Genomic DNA, 19555 nt, shown 5'->3' on the forward strand with positions numbered 1-19555 from the left:
GCCTGAGATAAGGAAAATAACCTAATAAATCTGCTATTTATAGCCAAACCGTGAAGGAGAGTCGTTTGAATAACAAAGTACGCTGGGGCATTGCAGGTCTGGGTAATATTGCTCATCGATTTGTTAAGGACTTAACGGGGTCGGTGGAAAACACAGAACTCTACGCCGTCGCGGCGAGAGATCTAAGTAGAGCACAACAGTTTTCAGAACAATATGGCTGTAATACGAGCTATGGGTCGTACGCGGATCTAGCGGCAGACAGCCAAGTCGATGCCATTTATATCGCTACCATTCACCCATTTCATAAAGAATTGATTGAGCTTTTTTTAAACAACGGTAAACATGTGCTCGTTGAAAAGCCCGCATTGACCAATCTTGCCGATTGGGACGCGATGGCAGCATTGGCTGAAGGTAAGGGTTTACTGTTAGCTGAAGCCATGAAGAGCGTGACGTTTCCCGCTTACCGTGAGATGAAGCAATTTATTCGACAGCAAAATGTTGCCATTACTTCCGTGGAGGCGTCATTTGGTAATTGGCATGAATTTGATAGTACATGGCATTTATTTAACCCTACATTGTGTGGCGGTGCGACGTTAGATGTTGGCGTTTATGGCCTGTGGTTGTATGCGGATCTATGCCAACTGGCTGGAGTATCGGTGACTGAACCACAGGTTGAATTTGCGCAAGATAATCCTCAAAGTGAAGTGGATGAAAACGCTACGTTTACTTTTTCAGGTGCGCTGGAAGGTAAAATAGGCGCTTCCATTACTCGAGATCTCGCTCGAGAAGCCATTATCCGTGGTCCAGAGCTAGAAATTATTATTCATGGTAAGTGGTGGAACCCGACGACGATAGACATAACTTATCAAGGTCAGTTCAAGCAGATTTCAATGCCAGTTAAGGGTGGGGGATTTGCTGATGAAATTGAGCATATATCAGCGTTAGTGCTAAGCAATGAGACTCGATCTGAGTTACTTAATCACACAACCAGTCGTCGTGTGGTCAATATTATGGAGAAAGCGCTGCGTGAAGGTGGTTATGCTGAGCTACTTAACAGCAAGTCGTAAGAGATTGGTGTTAAATAGGACTGATCGAGAAGCGTAATACTGAAAAAGCCTAGTGACGACACCTTTCTTGTTAAAGGCATGATGTCGATACTAGGCTTAACGTTCACCGATTAAGGTTAATTAATCTATTCAGCGTCAGTGTCGTTGGTGAACGACGCTTCAATTCGCTTAAGTTCTTCTTTTTCTTTGAGTTGCTTTTCTTCTTGATTAGCAAGCTTTCTACGGTTGAGTTCTTTTCTCTCAGACTTACTTAAAAACTTCACGGCTTTTTTTGTCGTCAGCGCATAGGCGATAACGTCTTCGCCTTTTTCTCTGCGTTCTGCCACACGTTGTGAAAAGCGCTCATCATCACGAGCTTTTCTTTGCTCTGCTGTTAATTTACTCATTGGTGGATCCTCATTTAGTTAATTCATAGCAGGTTGCTACCATGATCAGTCAAACAAATGAGATCAGTTGCACATTCATAAAGCTGATGGGCGTATGTTATCACAGAACACGCTGGAAGCCCTATTCTATATGGGCTGTGCAGCCAATCACCTATTAATAAATTTGTGCTTTACCGTGAAGGTCTAACAAGCTATCTAGGTGGCAAATGACCAAAAATGTGTTTCTCAGATAAACCTTACATGATCAATGGTCAGTAAATCTCATGCCTTCTTCGAAAGATGATTTTTAACTACTTGTTTTTATTTACTTTAATAGACTCTTAGATGCTGTCGCTTGGGTTTATAAGCCATTGAGGCAATATCTTGTTAGGGAAAGAAGTAAAGTCGTATACGATGCGCCACCAAAAAATTATGTCTACCACGACTAGGCCACCATGTCTGCTAACGCCCTTTATACTGACCTTTCCCATTACTACGATCTTATGTGTGCTGATATTGACTATCAATCTCAGAGTCATTGCGTTCAAAGGTTGCACCAAATATTTGGCAATTCGGGTAAATCACATCTCGATCTGGCTTGTGGGACGGGGCCTCACGTTCGTCATTTTATTGATTTTGGCTACCAAAGTAGTGGGTTAGATATCAACCAACCTATGCTTGATATTGCGGCACAACGATGCCCTGAGGCGCGATTTACTGTGCAAAACATGAGTGACTTTGACGCGGCGCAGCCTTTAGATTTGATTACTTGCTTCTTATATTCGATTCACTACTGTGATGGACTGCAAAAGCTTCAAGATTGCATTTCTAGTGTGTTCAAAGCACTCAATAGCGGTGGTGTGTTCTGCTTTAATGTTGTTGATCGGCTTAAAATAGACAATCGCTCATTTGTGAAGCACGCTACTCAGCATCAAGGTGAGACGTTCAGTTTTCGTTCTGGCTGGCATTACGCTGGCGAAGGTGAAAAGCAGCTACTTAAGCTTAATATTGAAAAGACAGACGGTCAAAAAACACAAGTTTGGCAAGATGAGCATCCTATGGTCGCGTTCACCATTGAAGAAATATCGGCCATGCTTAAACCTTGGTTTGAGGTACACATTTTTGAGCACGATTACGATAAAATATTACCTTGGGATCAACGCTCAGGTAATGCAATCATCGTTTGTGTAAAAGCGTAATTTAATCACTTAAAAAGCGAGTAATTTAATCACTTAATAGCGAATAGTTAAATCGCAGAATGGGCTATTCGCATGGATATTTTTTATCGCTGGCCAGCTAAACTCAAGGTCAAGTCTTGTGCCGATATTTCGGCACACCCCAGGGTATTTTGACCACACCATAATGGTGAAAAGTCGCTAGATGCTTTGTACTCAGATTTTAAGCGTAATTGCCCCATTTCTATCGACGCATAAGGAAAGTCAGGGACAGTCTTGTTGATGTAGCACAGTTCTTTCATGACTCGGTTGATAATCCCTCTTGCCGGACGACCAGTAAAGAGATTGGTGATTGCCGTATTTGGTTGTATCGAGTTTGTTTTTATCGCTTCCCGATGGAGCTGGGACGTGTTGGTTTCTGAGCATAATAAATAGGCAGTACCCACTTGTACGGCTGTGGCGCCTAGTAAAAGGGCGGCTTCGACGCCTAAATTATCGCCAATGCCTCCTGCGGCGATGACAGGGATATTTACCTGCGCAACCACTTGCGGAAGCAGTGCCATAAGCCCCATTTGGCTAGAAAGATCTTGAGATAAGAACATCCCTCTGTGTCCACCAGCCTCTACACCTTGCACAATAATCGCATCTGCACCGTTAGACTCCAACCATATTGCTTCTTGAACCGTGGTTGCGGTTGATAGGATCTTGCTTCCCCAGCTTTTAATTCGGCTAACGAGCTCCGGGCTAGGGAGACCAAAATGAAAGCTGATTACCGTAGGCGAAAAGGGCTCGATAGCATCGGCGATATTGTGATCAAAGGGCGTTCTACTGGCACTTGTCGGTAGAGTACTCTTATCAATGTCTAATTCATCAAAGAACGGCGTTAACAGTTGCTGCCATTTAGTATGCTTGGCGACGTTATAACTCGGCATGTCATGGCAAAAGAAGTTGAGATTATAGGGACGTGTCGTCTTAGCTTTGATGGATCGAATCTCATTGACCATTGTGTCGATATCTAACATGCCACATGGCAGTGAACCAAGTCCTCCTGCCTGACTAACCGCAACGCAAAGGCGGTGATCTTGCACGCCTGCCATTGGGGCTTGAATAATGGGTAAATCGGTTCCTATTAGCGCCTTAACGTGGTCTATTTTCTCGGTCTTTTGATACATCGCCATCTTCCTTTTGTTGAGTGTTTTCTACTAAACACCCATATGTACATCCGTTGTGCTGCTCTGTGTAAGCGGAAAATAATAGTCTACGGCATGGCGGTTTACTCTGTATTTAGACTTAAGTTGTGAGGTAAGAACAAATAGTCTTCTGAGGTACCGAGAAAAATCGTTGGTCATGGCGTATGGTTACTACTAGGGACTAAAAATAAGTATTCTACGTGATTGATGTTTACAACGGATTCAAGGCGGAGTGTTGTGTGGGCAACAGTAAAAGTACGGTATTTCTAGTGGGTGGGTTTTAGTAGGATGTGCCGCCATAGTGTTGACCGCACGAATAATAATAAAAATGAGGCTTTAAAGCATGCAGACAAGTTTACGGTGGTTAGGTTCTTTGTCATCTCTTGTGTTACTTGGGTGTAGCAGCGCTATTCCTCCCAATGAGCGACAAATGGTGCGTGATGAGATAGATGCAACTTCCGCTGAAATTGTTGGAAAACTGAGTGATGAGTACAGTGAAATACCGACGTTAGTCGATGAAGCGTACGGTTATGCTGCAATCAGCATGGCGGGAGTCAAAGTGCCTGTTATAGGTGGGGGCACCGGAATTGGGGCGATCTACAATAACCAAGATGGTAGCGTGACCTATATAGATGTTGATCGTTACGATGTTGGGTAGGCTTAGCATTGGGCAACAATGAGGCTTTGCTTATCTTTGACGATGAACAATCGTTGGAGTCCTATCAGTAGCGTTGTGTGGCGATTTTCAATTGGGGCGGATGTGAGTTTGGGAGAAAGTAGTTCGCATGCCAGTACTACTTTAGCGGGTGATGATGATGTTCCAATATACTTAATTACGAGCTCTGGTGCATCAGCCGTTGGTAGCGTCAGGGTAGTGTCGAGCTCAGTGAACTATGACTTAACGGAAACTGGAGTTGGGGACATTGGTATCGCGAATAAAGACTTGAACACCGAGGTTCCACCGAAAGGTGCAAAAAAATGGGATAGAGCACTGCCGTTTTTTGCTCAGGAAGTGATTGATAAAGGGTATTCACTGCCTAAGCCTTATGGTATTAGCATTATCTATACCGATACTTTTCAGTATATGGACATAACAGACCTTAATGTAGGGATAAATGGCTCTCAGAAGTACCCGATAGAGTTTGTTTCCTTTGATAACAATAGCAACAATACGCAGTCACCTCAGCTCAAACTTGATGCTTGGGTATTTCCCTTTATGAATGTGTTTGGCGCAGTGGGGAAAATCACTGGCACGGCTGATATAGGGATTAAATTCAGTGGTAATGATCTCATCAACCAAATGGGAGCAGACTGCAGTTTACCGCCCCTCCAACGACCAATAGTGTGTTTATTGAAAGATGAGGAAGCAGAGTTTGTCGCGCCAGCTCAGCTTGACGGAAATAACTATACGTTAGGTACCATCTTAGCGACAGGATGGAATGATTATTTTGTTACCCTGCCAATTTCATTTACTTATGCTGACATGCGAAAAAATGATGCAGAAGGGCTGATTCTCAATGTTTCGCCTCGAGTGGGTAAAGTGATCCCTACTGTGGGCTCACAATCAGTGGCGTTATATCTCGGCGCGACCTATCTTGATAGCACGCTAACTCTGACAGGGACTTACACCTACAGTGGGGTTGGTATTGACTATAAGGTAAAACAAAGCAATACCGATAAATGGGCGGGACTCGTTGGTGCGAACTACAACTTTAATCGTGATTGGTCATTGATGATGGAATACGGTTGGAAAAGTGATAGGAAACGCCAATTCATCTCCGCATTAAATCGACGTTTTTAATATATCGGGTTGAGAGCGTTGAATTAGGATAAATCGAAAGGGTTGGCAGAGGAGGAGGTGCTGATGACGGTTTATCAGTTCTAGTTAGGGAACACGAGCAAACCGATAGTGAGATAGAAGTCGTGGTGATTATTGGCCAAGCATTAGCTTTTCTAATAAGCGAACATGAATATAATTAGTAAGTTAATTACCAAATAATATTTGACCTGCGTCACGATTAGAGTAAAATTTGTCCTGTTCTTGAAATCAAATTACAAAACGGTACATAAAATGAACTCAGCACTACTATCAACACTCGACAATTCAGCAGAAAAAACAGAAGTAGCCCAAACTGCAACTAAACAAACGTCAACGCTTGTAGAAATCGTATCTCTAGCGACGATGTTTTTAGCAACGTCAGCAGTGGTTCTATTACTTAGCCTTACTTGGGTGATGTAATACTTCGTTTTCAGGGACATGAAACCGAGCGATACTCTTAGCATTATCATGAGTATCGCGTAAGTTCCCTGCTTGGTTACCTCTACCCCGTTAGTGGTCTTACCGCGAGTACGCGGGCACCTTTTTACTGTAACGCTATTTATTCTAACGCTATTTACTCCAAGGTTTTACCCTCATCCGCGAGTGGTATGACTGATAGAGCGTCTACAATAAACGTCTCACTAACACGTAAGCCATAATACGTTACGGTCTGACGACAACAAATTTCCCCTGACCTGTCGATAAAAACCAATCTCCTCTTGAGACAAAGTACTGTTGACCTCGTTTATTGACCGCCGTTGCACCTTCTGGCAATTTTCTGATCACTTGACCTAAGCGATAGCGTCTTTTCGGTGGCTTCTCGACCACGACATAATGGTCATCATTCTCTTTATAGTATTGACCGTTAATTAAGGCATAAGACACGCCAGCAATGGCAAGAAATATCGCTGAATCCGGCAGGCGGTGGCGGTCGTAGTGATGGACAACGTGCACCTCTTTTTTATGATGGCGATGGTGTTTATGTTTTTTCCAAGGGTCAGCCAAGCTACTGCAAGAAAGGATAAGTAAAGTCATGCCGATTATATAGCGGGTGTTGTTCTTCATAAATCTCGCACCTAATAATAGTCAGCCGCTATTTTTGTCTATGTTGAGTAAACGAAAGTGAAGACGATGTCAGCAGATGGTAGGGTTTGTATTGGGTGTCAATCCATCTGGTCGTAATCATCAATTGTGGTGATGTCACCGCGTGTCCATCTCCTCATGGTCCTTTCTTACCAGAGTGTGATATTGAATCCGGTAACTTACTCACTTAAACACGTGGAACCTATTACACTTAGTGGCTTAATCAGTTGAGTTAGCCGCTAATGGTTTAATTCATAGTTGGCAAATCAGCGACGTCTCCTTTTTGAAGGTTAAGTAAGGGCTCTAATGAAAAAGAAAATCTTAGTAACAGGCGCAACGAGCGGTATTGGCTACGCATTGGCGTTGGAGCTGTGTGAAAAAGGGCATGATGTTGTCGCGACAGGGCGAAATGCGCAAAAACTGTATGAATTGAGTTCGGTAACGGGTTGCCATACCATTGCCGCCGACCTCAGTATTGTCGATGACGTGTTGAGTATGTTTGAGTCTACTTGTTCTCATTTAGGCGGCTTAGATGTATTAATCAATAACGCGGGCATGATCTCCCGTAAATGCTCGATTGAAGATTTCACTTTAGAAGAATACGAAGCGCAGTACGCCATTAATCTTCGTGCGCCTTCTTTGTTGTGTCGTGAAGCCCTTAAAGTCATGAAGCCACAGCAACAAGGACAAATTATCAATGTCATCAGTACTGTGGCTAAGCGCGCGAATGCGACCATGAGTATTTATACGGCAATGAAGCAAGGCCTTGCAGGCTTCAGTGCTATCTTAATGAAAGAGGCACAGCCTCATGGCATTAAAGTCACATCGCTATTTCCCGGTGGAACGGATACTAACTTTCGTGAAGCTGAGCGTCCGGAATACATGAACCCAACCAGTGTGGCTAAAACCATTGCGCACCTGCTAGAACTCCCTGCGGATATTGTCATGCATGAAATGACATTCCGCCCACCAGTTGAACTTGAGTAGTGATGGTAACCTCTCCGTGTCAACATTTAGCGCTTAAACGAAAACGGTGGAGTGTTCGGTCTCTGAGGGCTTAGATACTCCAGCGTCGGCATCCCAAGGTAGTGCAGGAAGAAGAATATCTTGCATATCGCACAGATATTGAGCAACGAGCTCGGAACAATCAGCATGGTTATCTTGCGTAAAGGTAACCATGATATTTTCCATGATATGAATAGGGATCAATTGTACGCAGTGTGTTGGGTAATACATCAAATAGAGCCGGATATAACGGCGCAGATTTGTCATCACCGAGCCAAAAAACACATCCACTACTGCGGCGACTCGCTGATTTCTAAGCAGTGACAACAAAGCAACTAAATGGTCTTCAATAATAATCACGTTCAAATTATGACGTTCATTTTTATTTAGCTCGTTACGTAATTGCATGCAATGAAAAATAACCTCGGCGTGTTGCGTTGTTAGCCTATCAATAGAGGACCTCTCTTTTTCTTGAAAGGCAACACTATTACCAAAGTCTCTAAAGTGGGAAATTAAAAACTGTATTAAAGAACGTAATTCAAGCGCCGTAAGCGGGGTGACATACGCACCAATATTTGGCTGGTAATCTATAAATCCTAGCGATGCAAGCTCTTGTGTGGCTTCGCGAATAGGCGATAGTCCAAGACCATATCGGTTGGACAACTCTTGGATGACAAGCCTTTCATTAGGCGCAATCGATTGATTGAGGATATCTCGTGTTAAATATGCCATTGCTTTGTGTTTACTGGTTTTCACGGAACGTGACCTGTATTGTGGGTTTCGGATTATTGTCCATAATTTATAAAACGATAAACACCGTAAAATTACGGTATTTTTTAATTGTATTTATTTGAATCAGTAATTTTACGCTATGAAGTGACAGTAAATAGTTCAAACTCACTGACTCGTTAACAACTCTTAGTTTTTATAAGTTGTAGTTTTTACAAGTTTTAGTTTTTATAATTTTAGTTATTGAAAACTTTAGTTATTGAAAACTTTGCTTATTACAAGGTTTGGTTATTACAAAGTTTAGTTACAGTCAATTCTTGATTGTTAACAAGTGTTGATTATTAACAAGTATTGATTGTGAACAAGCGTTGATAACTAATAATTATCCAAACTCCACTAATTAACAAGTTAGAGAAAACCGCTCATGAATAAGCTTATTGTTTCTGCTGCTATTATCATCGTATCACCCTTTGCTATTGCCCAAACGACGGGGGGCGATATTGTTGATCCCAACTCCAAGCTGATTTTTACTTATAACAATGTGACCGAAGAGGTGGCTCGACAAGAGCTTGCCCATTGCCAAACGTTAGCGAACCATACGCAAGAAGAGGTGACGAGCAATCAAGGCTCTGCTGTTCGCGGTTTACTTAAAGGGGCAGCGGCTGGTGCGGCTGTTGGGGCCATTTCGGGCGGTAGTGGTTCCGATACCGCAAAAGTAGGGGCTGCGGGTGGTTTGGTTGTGGGTCGTATGCATGGTAATGCGAATCAAGCCGCGCAGCAAAGTAACAATCTGAATAACTATAAAACGGTCATGCGTAATTGCATGGTAGAAAGGCAGTATGTAGCACTAAATTAAGCACAGAAGTCGAAGACGTACGACGTGTATGGGTTGCCAAAGGGACATGGCAACGTCCAAGATCAGCGTAGCTTGATAGCAAACCTTGAACGTTAGCGATTGAGCGACGGTGTGTCGCTACGTTAATTACTCAGTTACATGGCGTTTAGATAAGATTTATAAGAGTGTAAACGTACCGTCGCAGCTCCAATCACATCAATAAAGCCAAAGAAAGCGTGTGGTTTGGTTGCAGCAATCCACGCCGAACCCGTTGCACCAATAGGAATCACTTTGCCTTCAGGTTCAATGATCTCTAGAACCACTGTTCGACCATGGGTACTGGTGTTTGCGCCTACGTGTTGACGCACACTTTGTGGCCCCTGAATCGGTGAGATGGATGACTCGCCTGTTCCTGCGGTAAAGCTGTGTACGCGAGCACGGAACACTTCCCCTGGGTAAGCATCAACATAGAATTCAGCGAATTGTCCTTTTTTGACGTATCGAAAAGTCTGGTCAGGAATGCGCATCTCTAGAAACTTACGGGATGTATCGTAGATATGCATATTACCTACACGGCTACCATCGGCGACGTTAACTACCGCGACTTGTCCATCAAATGGTGCGCGTACAGTCTTACGTTCTTGTTCAAATTCAACACGATCATAATCAGCATGCAACGACGCGAGGGAAGATTCTGAAATTCTGAGTTGTGACCTATAGTTTTCGACATCACGCTCTTTAAATATCTCTGGTGAGGTTTTCGCTCTACGCAGATCTCGTTTCATTTGAGCAATAGATTCTTCTTGTTTCACTATCGAAGCTTTAATTTTTTCTAATTCAGCATAGGAAGTCGTATCGATTAAGGTGTAGATGACATCGCCTTTCTTGACGACCTGATTGTGGTCGACGTGAATTTCATTGATTTGCTCCCGCAGTAGAGGGGATAAAACAGAATGTGGCGCCTTGATGGTAGACGAGTAGGTTAAATCCACTGGCGCCCAAAGGCGAGAAAGCACACCTAAGATCACCAGAATGAATACGCCTCCAGAAATAATCCAGAACGCATTTCTTAGAGTCCATTGAATGGCCCCTGTTGAGACCAAAATCCACATGATCAAAATATAAGGGATCATTACTTCTTTCATGATTGCACCTCATGTTTTGTATCGGAAAGATCAAGGTTTGATGCTCGGCTGTTTTTAATCACGCGGCTGATGGATGCGCCAATGTGCTCCCAGTTAGCGAAGGCGATAATGATCGCCAGAACCCACCAGGCTTTATGTACAAACAGGCCGCAAAGCGACAGCGCGAAAACGAGCTGAATATGAGAGCTTTTGCGCTCATGTGCTTTATGCACGGCAACTTCATGGACGCGCCAAAGTAGGTAAACAACGAAAACGGCGAGGGCAATGGTGACGGAAAATAGGTAACCACTAAAGTACTCTGAATTGAAAATCATCATCATGGCGTCGTTTGGAGTGTTGGTAAAGGTGGTCATATCAACGTTCTTGGAATTGATCGTCCCCATTGGTGCTAACAAGTAAGCACCTAAAAACATGGTTAACATAAAGACTGAAAATTTCATCAGCACCTTAATAATCACCATGATGATACGCATTATATTTTTTATCGCGTTCATACTATTTCTCATTGTTGTTGGTAGGGTTTTGTTGTGAAGAACCACTGCGAGGGTTCTTTTTCACTATGGTTCTCGCTAAAAAGCCGCTAATACAATTAGCGGCTTAGGATTAAGGTCAACGAAATAACATAGGGCTATTTCATTACTTGTTGGCTAGCTTGCTCAAGTTGCTTTAGCTTGCCTTGAAGCATGTAAGTATTCTGGTTGAAGTTACCAGGGTTAAGTACTTGGCTTTGTTGCATTGGGTATTCAGGCAAGGTTGCAATGAACTCTTGAACTTTTCCGCCTACTGGTACAAACAACCACATGTTGTCCGCCATCCAGCGAAGGTACATGCCTGATTCGTGCGGTGCTTTTTCAAATGGGTCGGCACGTAAGTGAACGATTTGAGGCCAGTTTGTTTGGAAACGAACCGCATCTGTGATGTTACCTTCTAGTAACGCAAATGAGATTTTAAAGTCGTTCCAACGAACTGCGTTTAATTCAGCATTCGCAGAGAAGTACAGTAGCGAGTCACGAGGGCCTTTTTCTTCTTTTCCTTCAAAGTAAGGTAAGAAGTTATAGCCGTCTAAGTGCACGCGCCAGTTCTTATTGTTGTAGCTTGCCCCTTTGTCTGAAGCGAGTTTTTCAACGACGTTGTCATCACCAGCTGCGGCTAGAAGGGTTGGGATCCAGTCTTGGTGCGCCATGATGTCGTTAATTTTTGAACCCGGTTCAATCACACCAGGCCAACGAACAAGTTGCGGTACACGCATGCCGCCTTCAAATGTCGTGCCTTTTTCACCGTGGAACGGTGTCGCACCGCCATCTGGCCAAGAGACGGTTTCTGCGCCGTTATCGGTTGAATAGATAACAATGGTGTTATCCGCGATGCCTAGATCGTCAAGTTTATCCAGTAGGATACCAACGTGATCGTCGTGCTCTAACATGCCATCGGCGTAGATACTGATACCAGATTTACCTTGGTATTTTTCTTGTAGACGTGTCCAAACGTGCATACGTGTGGTGTTGTGCCAGATGAAGAATGGTTTGTCTGCCTTGACCGCTTTTTCCATGAACGCTAACGACTCTTCTAAGAATTCCTCGTCGGCATTTTCCATACGCTTACGCGTCATCGGACCTGTATCTTCAATCTTGCCATCGGCAGACGATTTAATGACGCCACGGGGGCCGTAGTTTTTGCGGAACTCAGCATCTTTCGGGTAATAGTATGTTTCTGGCTCTTCTTCCGCATTAAGGTGATAAAGGTTACCAAAGAATTCGTCGAAGCCGTGGTTGGTCGGTAAGTGTTTGTCTTGGTCGCCCATGTGGTTCTTACCAAATTGCGCGGTCATATAACCTTGCTCTTTCAGTAAGTCTGCAATGGTCGGTGCCCAATCAGGGATGCCGTGATCAGAGCCGGGCATACCGATGGTGAGGAGGCCGGTACGGAATGGTTCCTGACCCGTTAGAAATGCAGCTCGACCAGCAGTACAGGATTGCTGTCCATAATGGTCGGTGAACAATGCACCTTCGTTGGCAATGCGATCGATGTTTGGCGTTTGATATCCCATCATGCCATTGTTGTAGGCACTGATGTTGTAGATACCAATATCATCACCCCAAATGGCAAGAATATTCGGTTGTTCAGCAGCGACTGCGGCACCAGAAGCAGCCAGTAAGCTGACTCCAACAGCAGCTTTGTTTAAACGGGTCGTCATAGGGACTCCAATTGTTATTTTGTGATTGGACGTTGGGACGTTATTTCTGTGAAACGTCCTACTGACAACTAAACTAATCCTATTACGCCTATGCGTCGCTTTATACTGACTATAACCAAAGGTTATGAGCTGCTTGAGTACTATCGAACCTAGACTACTATCTAATTATCTCTTATGACGATGTCACTAAGATGCCATCTCTGAGTGTTGGCACGCTACCTGGTGGTTTTAATCACTGGCTGATCGTCGTAATAACTGATAACCGTTTGATTTCTTGCGTGAGCCGTTTTTTCTGAACGTTCAATACACGCAAAGTACCTAACTTGATGAGATGACACATGAACCAAGCACAGCAAAAAATTAGCGAACTCATTACCCGTATTGAGCAAGATGTGGTGGGACAACAGCATGTTGTAAAAGCACTGGTGCTTGGATTACTCACCAACGGACACATTTTATTAGAAGGTTTACCGGGGACTGCGAAAACGCGTTCAGTTAAAGCACTGGCGAGTGCGCTTAATAGTCGATTTGGACGAATTCAGTTCACCCCAGATTTACTTCCATCCGATGTTACGGGTACGGAGGTATATCAAGAGCTAGAAGGCAAACCACAGCTTACGTTTCAGCAAGGTCCGATATTCAATGACATTGTATTGGCGGATGAAATCAATAGAGCCCCCGCTAAAGTGCAAGCTGCGTTACTAGAAGCAATGGCTGAATCCACGGTAACGGTTGGTGACCAAACACACGCATTGCCAGAATTGTTTATGGTTCTCGCCACTCAAAACCCAGTCGAACAAGAGGGAACGTATCCTTTGCCTGAAGCGCAAATGGATCGCTTCATCATGAAAGTGAACGTGGATTATCCAGAAGATGATGCCGAACTTGCCATTATTCGTTTAGTTCGAAGTGAGGAGAAGAAGGTTGATCGCCAAGCCGACCATGCGTCACCTTTACCGCCGATTGACCCTCAATTAATTCTTCAAGCACGCAGTGAATTGCCTACGATTGCGGTATCAGATTTGGTTGAAAAGTACATTGTGGCGCTTGTGATGGCGACACGTAAACCAGAACGTTATCCAGACAGTAAACTGAGCGAATGGATTGCCGTGGGGCAAGCCCGCGAGCATCCATCGCGTTAGATAAGTGTGCCCGTGCCAATGCGTGGTTAGAAGGGCGAGATTATGTCTTGCCAGATGATGTACGGGCAATGGCTTCCATGGTTTTGGGGCATCGCTTTAGTTTGTCTTATGATGCTTTAGCTGATGGTGTGAGTCACCAAGCTGTAGTGGACACGTTACTTGATAGCGTTGAAATCGGATAGAGGGTGTCATTAATATGATAAGCCCAACCACGCCTCCTAGTTCGGTAAGTCGCGACGCGCGAATTTATTGCGATTATGCGCAATTGGTTCGTTTGCAGTCTCAATCTCAATCTTTTCATTTACTCCCCAACCTTAAAGCGGGCAGTGCTTTGTCCGGGAGACATCAATCTCTGTTTAGAGGTCGCGGACTCAATTTTGAAGAACTGCGCCATTACCAACTTGGTGATGATATTAGAAACTTAGATTGGAAGGTGACGATGCGAACAGGCAAGCCGCATGTTCGCACCTATACCGAAGAGAAAGATCGAGATGTGGTGATTGTTGTTGATCAACGTAGTGCGATGTTTTTCTCCTCTGTGCAAGTGATGAAATCGGTCGTTGCGGCGGAAATTGCCGCATTGTGTGCTTGGCGGGTATTAAAAGACAGCGATAGAGTTGGCTTTTTGCTCGCTGATAGCCAGCGTTTGACATGGAGCAAGTCGAAACGAACCCAAAATGATCTGTTGGCACAATTAAAGCGCATTGCCCACGCCAACCAAGCGCTTGATGCCGCGAGTGTCGATGCCGCAGGGACGCAATTTGACGATATTGTTCAGTTACTACTGCGCTTAAAGCTTAAATCGACAACGCTGATATTGATCAGCGATTGGAGTGATGCGAGTACTCAAAACATTAGCCATTTACAACGCCTACAACAGCACAATGACGTATTAGCCATTATGGTGTCTGATCAGTTTGAGCAGCAATTGCCGACTCATGCGTCCACGCAAGGTTGGGTGATGGGTAATGGATCCCAACAAATTAGTATCCAGAATGAGGCGATGCTACAAGTCGTCAATCGTCAGCTACAAGACCGTATTGAGTCCAAGCGAGAGCAACTTTCCAAGCTGATGCATCGTTATCATATTCCGTTAGTCGAGTTGGATACATCTGGACAGCACATCGCCCAATTCAAGAAAACGGTGGGAGGCTGCAAAGATGGAGCATAAACCGCCAAGTACTTACATACTTCGAGAGATGGTAGATGTCGATATACCTGAACCGATTAGCTGGTTTCCTCAAACATTAGGCTGGAAGATTGTCGCAGTGGTGTTTGTCGCTATATTGCTGGTGGTTATCGCTAAATTAGTGATGCATTGGTGGAAAAATCGTTATCGTGGCGAAGCATTGCAAGCGATACAGCAAGTTAACGTGCTTGAACCCGAAGCTGAGTATCAAATATTTTTGGTGATGAAAGCAGTATTACGTTACCGAGACAAAGAGGCTGCAGCGTTGTATGGCGTGGATTTTCTTACTACGTTAGACCGTATGAATCCAAGTAACCCGGTTTGGGTGCCTAACGATCGTTGTCATGTTGATGAGCATTTAGGCATGCAGTGGATGGAGAGTATCGTTAATCCAAAATCAGCGTTAACCCATGAACAAAAACAAACCTTGGTGAGTGAGTTAAAGCAGTGGATTCTTCATCACGATTCTGGAGACGCGCATGTTACTTGCTAGCATAGGCATTACCGGTCTTGATATCAGTCAATTCCAATGGAGCAGTGTAGAGTTAGTCCATCCATTATGGCTATTATTACTGCCGTTACCCTTGGTTATTTATCATCTTATTCCTGCCTATAGAACCAAGAAAAAAGCAACCAAAGTGCCGTTTTTTCAATTGCTTGTCGATGCTTTAGGGGAGCCGCCACGGCAAGGTGCCCACCAACTTAAAGCGCGCTGGTGGCAACGCGCTGTGCTTTTGGTCGCGTGGATATTAGTGGTTCTAGCGTTAACAAAGCCGACCTTACTTGGGCCGCCGCAATATCGAGAAAGCATTGGGCGTGATGTCATGGTGGTACTCGATTTATCTGGGTCGATGGCTGAAGAAGATTTTATTTCACGCCAAGGCAAGAAAGTGTCGCGTTTACATGCGGCCAAAGACGTTTTGAACGAGTTTGCCGATGGACGAAAGGGCGACCGTTTAGGGATGATTTTGTTTGGTGATGCAGCTTTTGTACAAGCCCCTTTTACCGCCGATCATCAAGCGTGGCGAGAGCTTCTAGGGCAAACCAGTGTAGCAATGGCGGGGCCAAGTACTCGTCTAGGCGATGCCATAGGTCTAGCAATTAAGGTGTTTGAAAATCAGCAAGAAGACAGCAGTAATGAGTCTGAGCGAGAAAAAGTGGCGATTGTTTTGACAGATGGCAATGATACGGGAAGCTTTGTTGAACCGATTGATGCCGCCAAAGTGGCCGCTGTAAAAGGCGTGCGTATCCATATGATTGCAATGGGCGATCCGAGAACCGTTGGAGAACAAGCGTTGGACATGGAGACCATTCGCCGTGTTGCGAGTGAAACAGGAGGCGAGTCTTTTGAGGCGCTCGATCGTGATTCGTTAACGGCAGCATACCAGGTAATCTCTGAACTCGAGCCAAGGCTATATGAGAGTACCAGTTTCAGACCAAAGCAAAGTATCCATCACTATCTTGTGTCCATTGTGATTGGTTTAGTGTTGGTGGCATTTACTGTAGCAAGTGTGACCCGGCGATTTTTCCCCGTTCAGCCAAGAAGCGCTGAAGATAAGAAAGCGGGAGACACGTTATGATAGACACGCAATGGTTAGAACAGGTTATTACACAGTTTCATTTTATACGACCATTATGGCTATTGGCATTTATCCCGATGGCAGTGGTGTTCTATGTGCGGTGGAAACAAGAAGCGAATTCTGAAGATAGCCGATTTTTACCGTCACATCTCCGGCAAGCATTGACTATCGAATCACAAGGATGGAATAACCAACTGCCGCTAAAAATGCTGATACTCGGTACCACTCTACTTATTGTCGTCGCTTCTGGACCGACGTGGCAACGTCAGGCCTCGCCCTTTGGTGAAGATAAAGCGTCCTTAATGATTGTGCTTGATGTTAGCGAAAGTATGCTGCAAACCGATGTTGCGCCAAATCGTTTAGAGCGCGCGAAGCATAAAATACACGATTTGCTAGAGACACGACATGGCGGTCGAACGGGGCTTGTGGTTTATTCCGGCTCGGCGCATTTAGCGATGCCCACGACGCAGGATAACCGCGTTTTTGCGCCGTTTCTTGCGGCGATAGACCCACAAATAATGCCAGTGGCGGGGAAAGCGGCGGAGAACAGCTTACCGATCATTAAACAGCAACTCGACGGCCAGCCTGGTAGCACGGTGCTACTCATTACCGATGGTGCGACCCCAGCAACGGTCAAGGCTTTTGAATCTGAATTTGCGTCATCTTCTACCCAACTATTGGTGCTTGCGATGGGGAACCGTGACATTGTCACTAATAGTCCGTTAGATATAGTGGCATTGAAGCAATTGGCTAATGCCGCCAATGGCCGCCTTTTTCAGACTAGTATTGATAGCAGTGATATTCAGGCGTTGTCTCGTGATATTGATACGCATATGGAAATCAATGGAGAGTCGACCATGCCATGGAAAGACATGGGGTATGGCTTATTGGTTCCCATTGCGTTACTGATGCTGCTTTGGTTTAGAAAAGGTTGGTTAGTTCAATGGTGTCTACTTATCGTGTTGGTTGTGCCCACGTTCACGCCTACGACGGCGTTTGCCAACCAAGATTCATTACTGCAGGAGAGCGCTGAATCTAGCGTTGAGACATCTAGCCTTAAGACAAACGGCAACGAAGTAATGCAAACGCGAACGCTAATGGATAAAGGGTATCAATGGTGGATGGATCTTTGGTTTACTCAAGATCAACAAGGTCAGCGTTTATTCGACCAGCAGCGCTATCTAGAAGCCGCGCAGCATTATACCAAACCCCAATATAAAGGTGTCGCTTACTATTACGCGATGGAATATCGATTGGCGCACACGGAGTTTGTTAAAATGGACAGTGAACGAGGCGATTATTATGCCGCCATTGCCCTTGCTCGTCAGCGAGAGTATCTAGTGGCCAGAAACATGCTCCGTACGGTCGTAGAGTCCAAAACTATTGATGACAATTTACGAAGCAATGCCACACAGAATTTGACTGTCATGGAAAGTATTATCGACGAAATCAATCGAGTGAGCGAGAGTCAAACCAACACAACAGAAAGCATGGAAGAGTCTATTGAATTAGGGGATAACCCACAAACGGCAGATGGTGCGGAAGAAATGGCCTCGGGTATATTGATGAAAAAAGAGACATTAAATGCCAATGAAATCCTGGGTAGCGAGGCGTTGGCGGATAAGTGGTTAAAACGGGTAGAGGCAGATCCAAAACAATTTTTACGTGCCAAATTTCAACTTCAATATCGCGATCAAATGGCGTTGGGAGGCAGCAAGTGAACCTTAAATATAAATTCGTTTTAGTGTTGCTTGCGACAGTAGCGATGTTGTCTCATTCAGCCTTTGCCAATGAGAAGGACAGCTCGAAGATTCGGACCGTTAAAATGTCGGCCTGGTTAGGACAGGAAAATGCTGACAAGCCTCAAGAATTTACGGTCAATGAGCAAATAATTTTGTCGATTGAAGTCGCTACCCCCCGTTGGTTTACCGGGGGCACACGTATCAGTCGTATAGATGTGCCTAACCTTATTGCCAAGCAACGTAACCCAATGGCCATTAATTCAACAGAGCGTAAGAATGGCATCACGTGGTCAAAGCAGCGGTGGGAGGTGACGTTATATCCACAAACCTCTGGGACATTTGTTATTCCTCCTATCGCCATCCAAACGCAAGTATCGACGCAAAATGTACGCTCGGCCTCTCGGACGCTATATACGCAGCCGATGACATTTGAGGTTAGAATGCCAACTGGAAAATTGTCAGAGCAGCAGTCTTGGCTTTCTGCGAGTGATATGGCGCTAACGCAGCAATGGGAGATGTCGAGTGATGAACTCAAGGCGGGAGAGTCAATAACGCGCACGGTAACACTTAATGCAGATGATACTCTGTCGATTCTTATTCCTAGCCTAATACCCAAAGATGCGACGCATGCCTATCAAGTTTATCGTCAACTAGCTCGCCTAAGTGACAGTCATGAACGGGGGGCGTATAAAGCGCAGCGAACTGAGCAGCATACTTATGTCTTGCAAAGAGGAGGCAACGTTATCCTTCCTGACATAGATGTGGTTTGGTGGAACAACAGTACCAAAATATTGGAAACGGTGACCTTAGAAGGTAAAACGATTTCGGTTCGTCATACATTATCGTCATTTGTTGCTCAATATCAGCGCTGGCTTGCTGGCATGGCGGTTTTACTGTTCATGCTTATTGCTGGTAGCGTTTTGCTTTACAGACGTGTTCAACAGCAAGGTTTCTCAGAGGGTTTTAATTTACTATTCGCATTGAAAAACAAAAACTTTTCGCGATTACGTTTACTGACCTATCGAAAGCTGAAAATGTCTCAAGGGAAAGTTGCTTTATCTACGGTTTCAAATAATGAGCATTGGCAAGAGCAAGCAAGGCAGTGGCAAACGGGTAAGGAAAGCACCAGTTTGTTGTTGCAGGTGTGGCGTAAAGTCAGTCAAAAGCACAGTGAGGATGCGCTGAAACCGCGTACAAAGTGCAGTACGCGGTTTACGGTACTAAAAAATCGGATCCTTCCTACTGCATTGAATTTGCCAAAAGAGTAAATTTGCCAACTGTTTCAATAGTGTCTG

The 19555-nt window shown here is 44.6% G+C and carries 19 protein-coding genes and 1 pseudogene; 13 read left to right on the forward strand and 7 right to left on the reverse strand.

The genetic code is table 11. From position 1 onward, the window contains the following. Positions 1-65: 65 nt before the first annotated feature. Complete coding sequence (locus tag AC0L66_RS23065; RefSeq protein WP_473569573.1) at positions 66-1067, forward strand: Gfo/Idh/MocA family protein; 1002 nt, start codon at positions 66-68, stop codon at positions 1065-1067. A gap of 125 nt (positions 1068-1192) precedes the next feature. On the opposite strand, the gene AC0L66_RS23070 is transcribed toward AC0L66_RS23065, so the two are convergent. Then, the gene (locus AC0L66_RS23070; protein WP_250618517.1) at positions 1193-1453 is read right to left on the reverse strand and encodes a DNA polymerase III subunit epsilon; all 261 of its coding nucleotides are present in this window, start codon (positions 1451-1453) and stop codon (positions 1193-1195) included. A 434-nt stretch (positions 1454-1887) separates the two neighbouring features. Here AC0L66_RS23070 and AC0L66_RS23075 point away from each other — a divergent pair, with 434 nt between their 5' ends. Beyond that, complete coding sequence (locus tag AC0L66_RS23075; RefSeq protein WP_473569575.1) at positions 1888-2631, forward strand: class I SAM-dependent DNA methyltransferase; 744 nt, start codon at positions 1888-1890, stop codon at positions 2629-2631. Between the two features lie 83 nt (positions 2632-2714). Here the strand turns inward: AC0L66_RS23075 and AC0L66_RS23080 are convergent, their stop codons facing one another. Beyond that, complete coding sequence (locus AC0L66_RS23080) at positions 2715-3779, reverse strand: NAD(P)H-dependent flavin oxidoreductase (protein ID WP_473569577.1); 1065 nt, start codon at positions 3777-3779, stop codon at positions 2715-2717. 361 nt (positions 3780-4140) lie between these two features. Between AC0L66_RS23080 and AC0L66_RS23085 the strand changes: the two genes are divergently transcribed. The 3 genes from AC0L66_RS23085 (at position 4141) to AC0L66_RS23095 (ending at position 6036) form a co-directional block, all read left to right on the forward strand. Continuing rightward, positions 4141-4455: a hypothetical protein gene (locus tag AC0L66_RS23085; RefSeq protein ID WP_473569579.1), complete on the forward strand. Its 315-nt coding sequence runs from the start codon at positions 4141-4143 to the stop codon at positions 4453-4455. Positions 4456-4491: 36 nt separating this feature from the next. After that, on the forward strand, positions 4492-5598 hold the full coding sequence (locus AC0L66_RS23090; RefSeq protein ID WP_473569581.1) for a hypothetical protein: 1107 nt from the start codon (positions 4492-4494) through the stop codon (positions 5596-5598). Between the two features lie 270 nt (positions 5599-5868). After that, complete coding sequence (locus AC0L66_RS23095) at positions 5869-6036, forward strand: hypothetical protein (protein WP_265673860.1); 168 nt, start codon at positions 5869-5871, stop codon at positions 6034-6036. Between the two features lie 243 nt (positions 6037-6279). Here AC0L66_RS23095 and AC0L66_RS23100 read toward each other — a convergent pair whose 3' ends face one another. Further along, complete coding sequence (locus AC0L66_RS23100; protein ID WP_265673861.1) at positions 6280-6681, reverse strand: DUF6515 family protein; 402 nt, start codon at positions 6679-6681, stop codon at positions 6280-6282. 324 nt (positions 6682-7005) lie between these two features. Here AC0L66_RS23100 and AC0L66_RS23105 point away from each other — a divergent pair, with 324 nt between their 5' ends. Further along, positions 7006-7686, forward strand: a complete 681-nt coding sequence (locus AC0L66_RS23105) for an SDR family oxidoreductase (RefSeq protein ID WP_473569584.1) — start codon at positions 7006-7008, stop codon at positions 7684-7686. Positions 7687-7719: 33 nt separating this feature from the next. On the opposite strand, the gene AC0L66_RS23110 is transcribed toward AC0L66_RS23105, so the two are convergent. After that, on the reverse strand, positions 7720-8460 hold the full coding sequence (locus tag AC0L66_RS23110) for a GntR family transcriptional regulator (protein WP_265673863.1): 741 nt from the start codon (positions 8458-8460) through the stop codon (positions 7720-7722). A 397-nt stretch (positions 8461-8857) separates the two neighbouring features. Here AC0L66_RS23110 and AC0L66_RS23115 point away from each other — a divergent pair, with 397 nt between their 5' ends. Next, positions 8858-9289 carry a glycine zipper family protein gene (locus tag AC0L66_RS23115; protein ID WP_473569586.1) on the forward strand — a complete coding sequence of 144 codons (432 nt, stop codon included), beginning with the start codon at positions 8858-8860 and terminating at the stop codon, positions 9287-9289. A 134-nt stretch (positions 9290-9423) separates the two neighbouring features. Here the strand turns inward: AC0L66_RS23115 and AC0L66_RS23120 are convergent, their stop codons facing one another. The 3 genes from AC0L66_RS23120 to AC0L66_RS23130 all read right to left on the reverse strand — a co-directional run bounded on the left by AC0L66_RS23120 (position 9424) and on the right by AC0L66_RS23130 (position 12607). Next, positions 9424-10413, reverse strand: coding sequence for an efflux RND transporter periplasmic adaptor subunit (locus tag AC0L66_RS23120; RefSeq protein WP_265673865.1), 990 nt, complete (start codon positions 10411-10413; stop codon positions 9424-9426). Next, complete coding sequence (locus AC0L66_RS23125) at positions 10410-10907, reverse strand: magnesium transporter (protein ID WP_265673866.1); 498 nt, start codon at positions 10905-10907, stop codon at positions 10410-10412. The genes AC0L66_RS23120 and AC0L66_RS23125 overlap by 4 nt, the downstream gene beginning before the upstream one ends. Positions 10908-11041: 134 nt before the next feature. Further along, positions 11042-12607 (reverse strand): arylsulfatase, encoded by a 1566-nt coding sequence (locus tag AC0L66_RS23130; RefSeq protein WP_265673867.1) that lies wholly within the window; start codon positions 12605-12607, stop codon positions 11042-11044. A gap of 338 nt (positions 12608-12945) precedes the next feature. On the opposite strand from AC0L66_RS23130, the pseudogene AC0L66_RS23135 reads away from it, so the two are divergent. The 6 genes and pseudogenes from AC0L66_RS23135 (at position 12946) to AC0L66_RS23160 (ending at position 19528) form a co-directional block, all read left to right on the forward strand. Further along, positions 12946-13931: pseudogene (locus AC0L66_RS23135) on the forward strand (AAA family ATPase). Between the two features lie 14 nt (positions 13932-13945). After that, positions 13946-14920 carry a DUF58 domain-containing protein gene (locus tag AC0L66_RS23140; RefSeq protein WP_473569588.1) on the forward strand — a complete coding sequence of 325 codons (975 nt, stop codon included), beginning with the start codon at positions 13946-13948 and terminating at the stop codon, positions 14918-14920. Next, positions 14910-15431, forward strand: a complete 522-nt coding sequence (locus AC0L66_RS23145) for a DUF4381 domain-containing protein (protein ID WP_473569590.1) — start codon at positions 14910-14912, stop codon at positions 15429-15431. The genes AC0L66_RS23140 and AC0L66_RS23145 overlap by 11 nt, the downstream gene beginning before the upstream one ends. Further along, positions 15418-16518, forward strand: a complete 1101-nt coding sequence (locus AC0L66_RS23150) for a vWA domain-containing protein (protein ID WP_473569591.1) — start codon at positions 15418-15420, stop codon at positions 16516-16518. Before AC0L66_RS23145 ends, AC0L66_RS23150 begins: the two co-directional genes overlap by 14 nt. Beyond that, the gene (locus AC0L66_RS23155; protein ID WP_473569592.1) at positions 16515-18239 is read left to right on the forward strand and encodes a vWA domain-containing protein; all 1725 of its coding nucleotides are present in this window, start codon (positions 16515-16517) and stop codon (positions 18237-18239) included. The genes AC0L66_RS23150 and AC0L66_RS23155 overlap by 4 nt, the downstream gene beginning before the upstream one ends. Continuing rightward, positions 18236-19528, forward strand: a complete 1293-nt coding sequence (locus AC0L66_RS23160) for a BatD family protein (protein WP_473569594.1) — start codon at positions 18236-18238, stop codon at positions 19526-19528. The genes AC0L66_RS23155 and AC0L66_RS23160 overlap by 4 nt, the downstream gene beginning before the upstream one ends. The last annotated feature ends 27 nt before the right edge of the window (positions 19529-19555 follow it).

Source organism: Vibrio sp. GJ43-1 (assembly GCF_055808835.1).

Excerpts from the sequence above, each read along its gene's own strand:
- AC0L66_RS23125 (WP_265673866.1), bottom strand. The coding sequence starts at position 10,907 with ATGAACGCGATAAAAAATATAATGCGTATCATCATGGTGATTATTAAG.
- AC0L66_RS23105 (WP_473569584.1), top strand. The coding sequence starts at position 7,006 with ATGAAAAAGAAAATCTTAGTAACAGGCGCAACGAGCGGTATTGGCTAC.
- AC0L66_RS23080 (WP_473569577.1), bottom strand. The coding sequence starts at position 3,779 with ATGTATCAAAAGACCGAGAAAATAGACCACGTTAAGGCGCTAATAGGA.
- AC0L66_RS23095 (WP_265673860.1), top strand. The coding sequence starts at position 5,869 with ATGAACTCAGCACTACTATCAACACTCGACAATTCAGCAGAAAAAACA.
- AC0L66_RS23075 (WP_473569575.1), top strand. The coding sequence starts at position 1,888 with ATGTCTGCTAACGCCCTTTATACTGACCTTTCCCATTACTACGATCTT.
- AC0L66_RS23130 (WP_265673867.1), bottom strand. The coding sequence starts at position 12,607 with ATGACGACCCGTTTAAACAAAGCTGCTGTTGGAGTCAGCTTACTGGCT.
- AC0L66_RS23070 (WP_250618517.1), bottom strand. The coding sequence starts at position 1,453 with ATGAGTAAATTAACAGCAGAGCAAAGAAAAGCTCGTGATGATGAGCGC.
- AC0L66_RS23150 (WP_473569591.1), top strand. The coding sequence starts at position 15,418 with ATGTTACTTGCTAGCATAGGCATTACCGGTCTTGATATCAGTCAATTC.
- AC0L66_RS23155 (WP_473569592.1), top strand. The coding sequence starts at position 16,515 with ATGATAGACACGCAATGGTTAGAACAGGTTATTACACAGTTTCATTTT.
- AC0L66_RS23120 (WP_265673865.1), bottom strand. The coding sequence starts at position 10,413 with ATGAAAGAAGTAATGATCCCTTATATTTTGATCATGTGGATTTTGGTC.
- AC0L66_RS23145 (WP_473569590.1), top strand. The coding sequence starts at position 14,910 with ATGGAGCATAAACCGCCAAGTACTTACATACTTCGAGAGATGGTAGAT.
- AC0L66_RS23100 (WP_265673861.1), bottom strand. The coding sequence starts at position 6,681 with ATGAAGAACAACACCCGCTATATAATCGGCATGACTTTACTTATCCTT.
- AC0L66_RS23115 (WP_473569586.1), top strand. The coding sequence starts at position 8,858 with ATGAATAAGCTTATTGTTTCTGCTGCTATTATCATCGTATCACCCTTT.
- AC0L66_RS23085 (WP_473569579.1), top strand. The coding sequence starts at position 4,141 with ATGCAGACAAGTTTACGGTGGTTAGGTTCTTTGTCATCTCTTGTGTTA.
- AC0L66_RS23140 (WP_473569588.1), top strand. The coding sequence starts at position 13,946 with ATGATAAGCCCAACCACGCCTCCTAGTTCGGTAAGTCGCGACGCGCGA.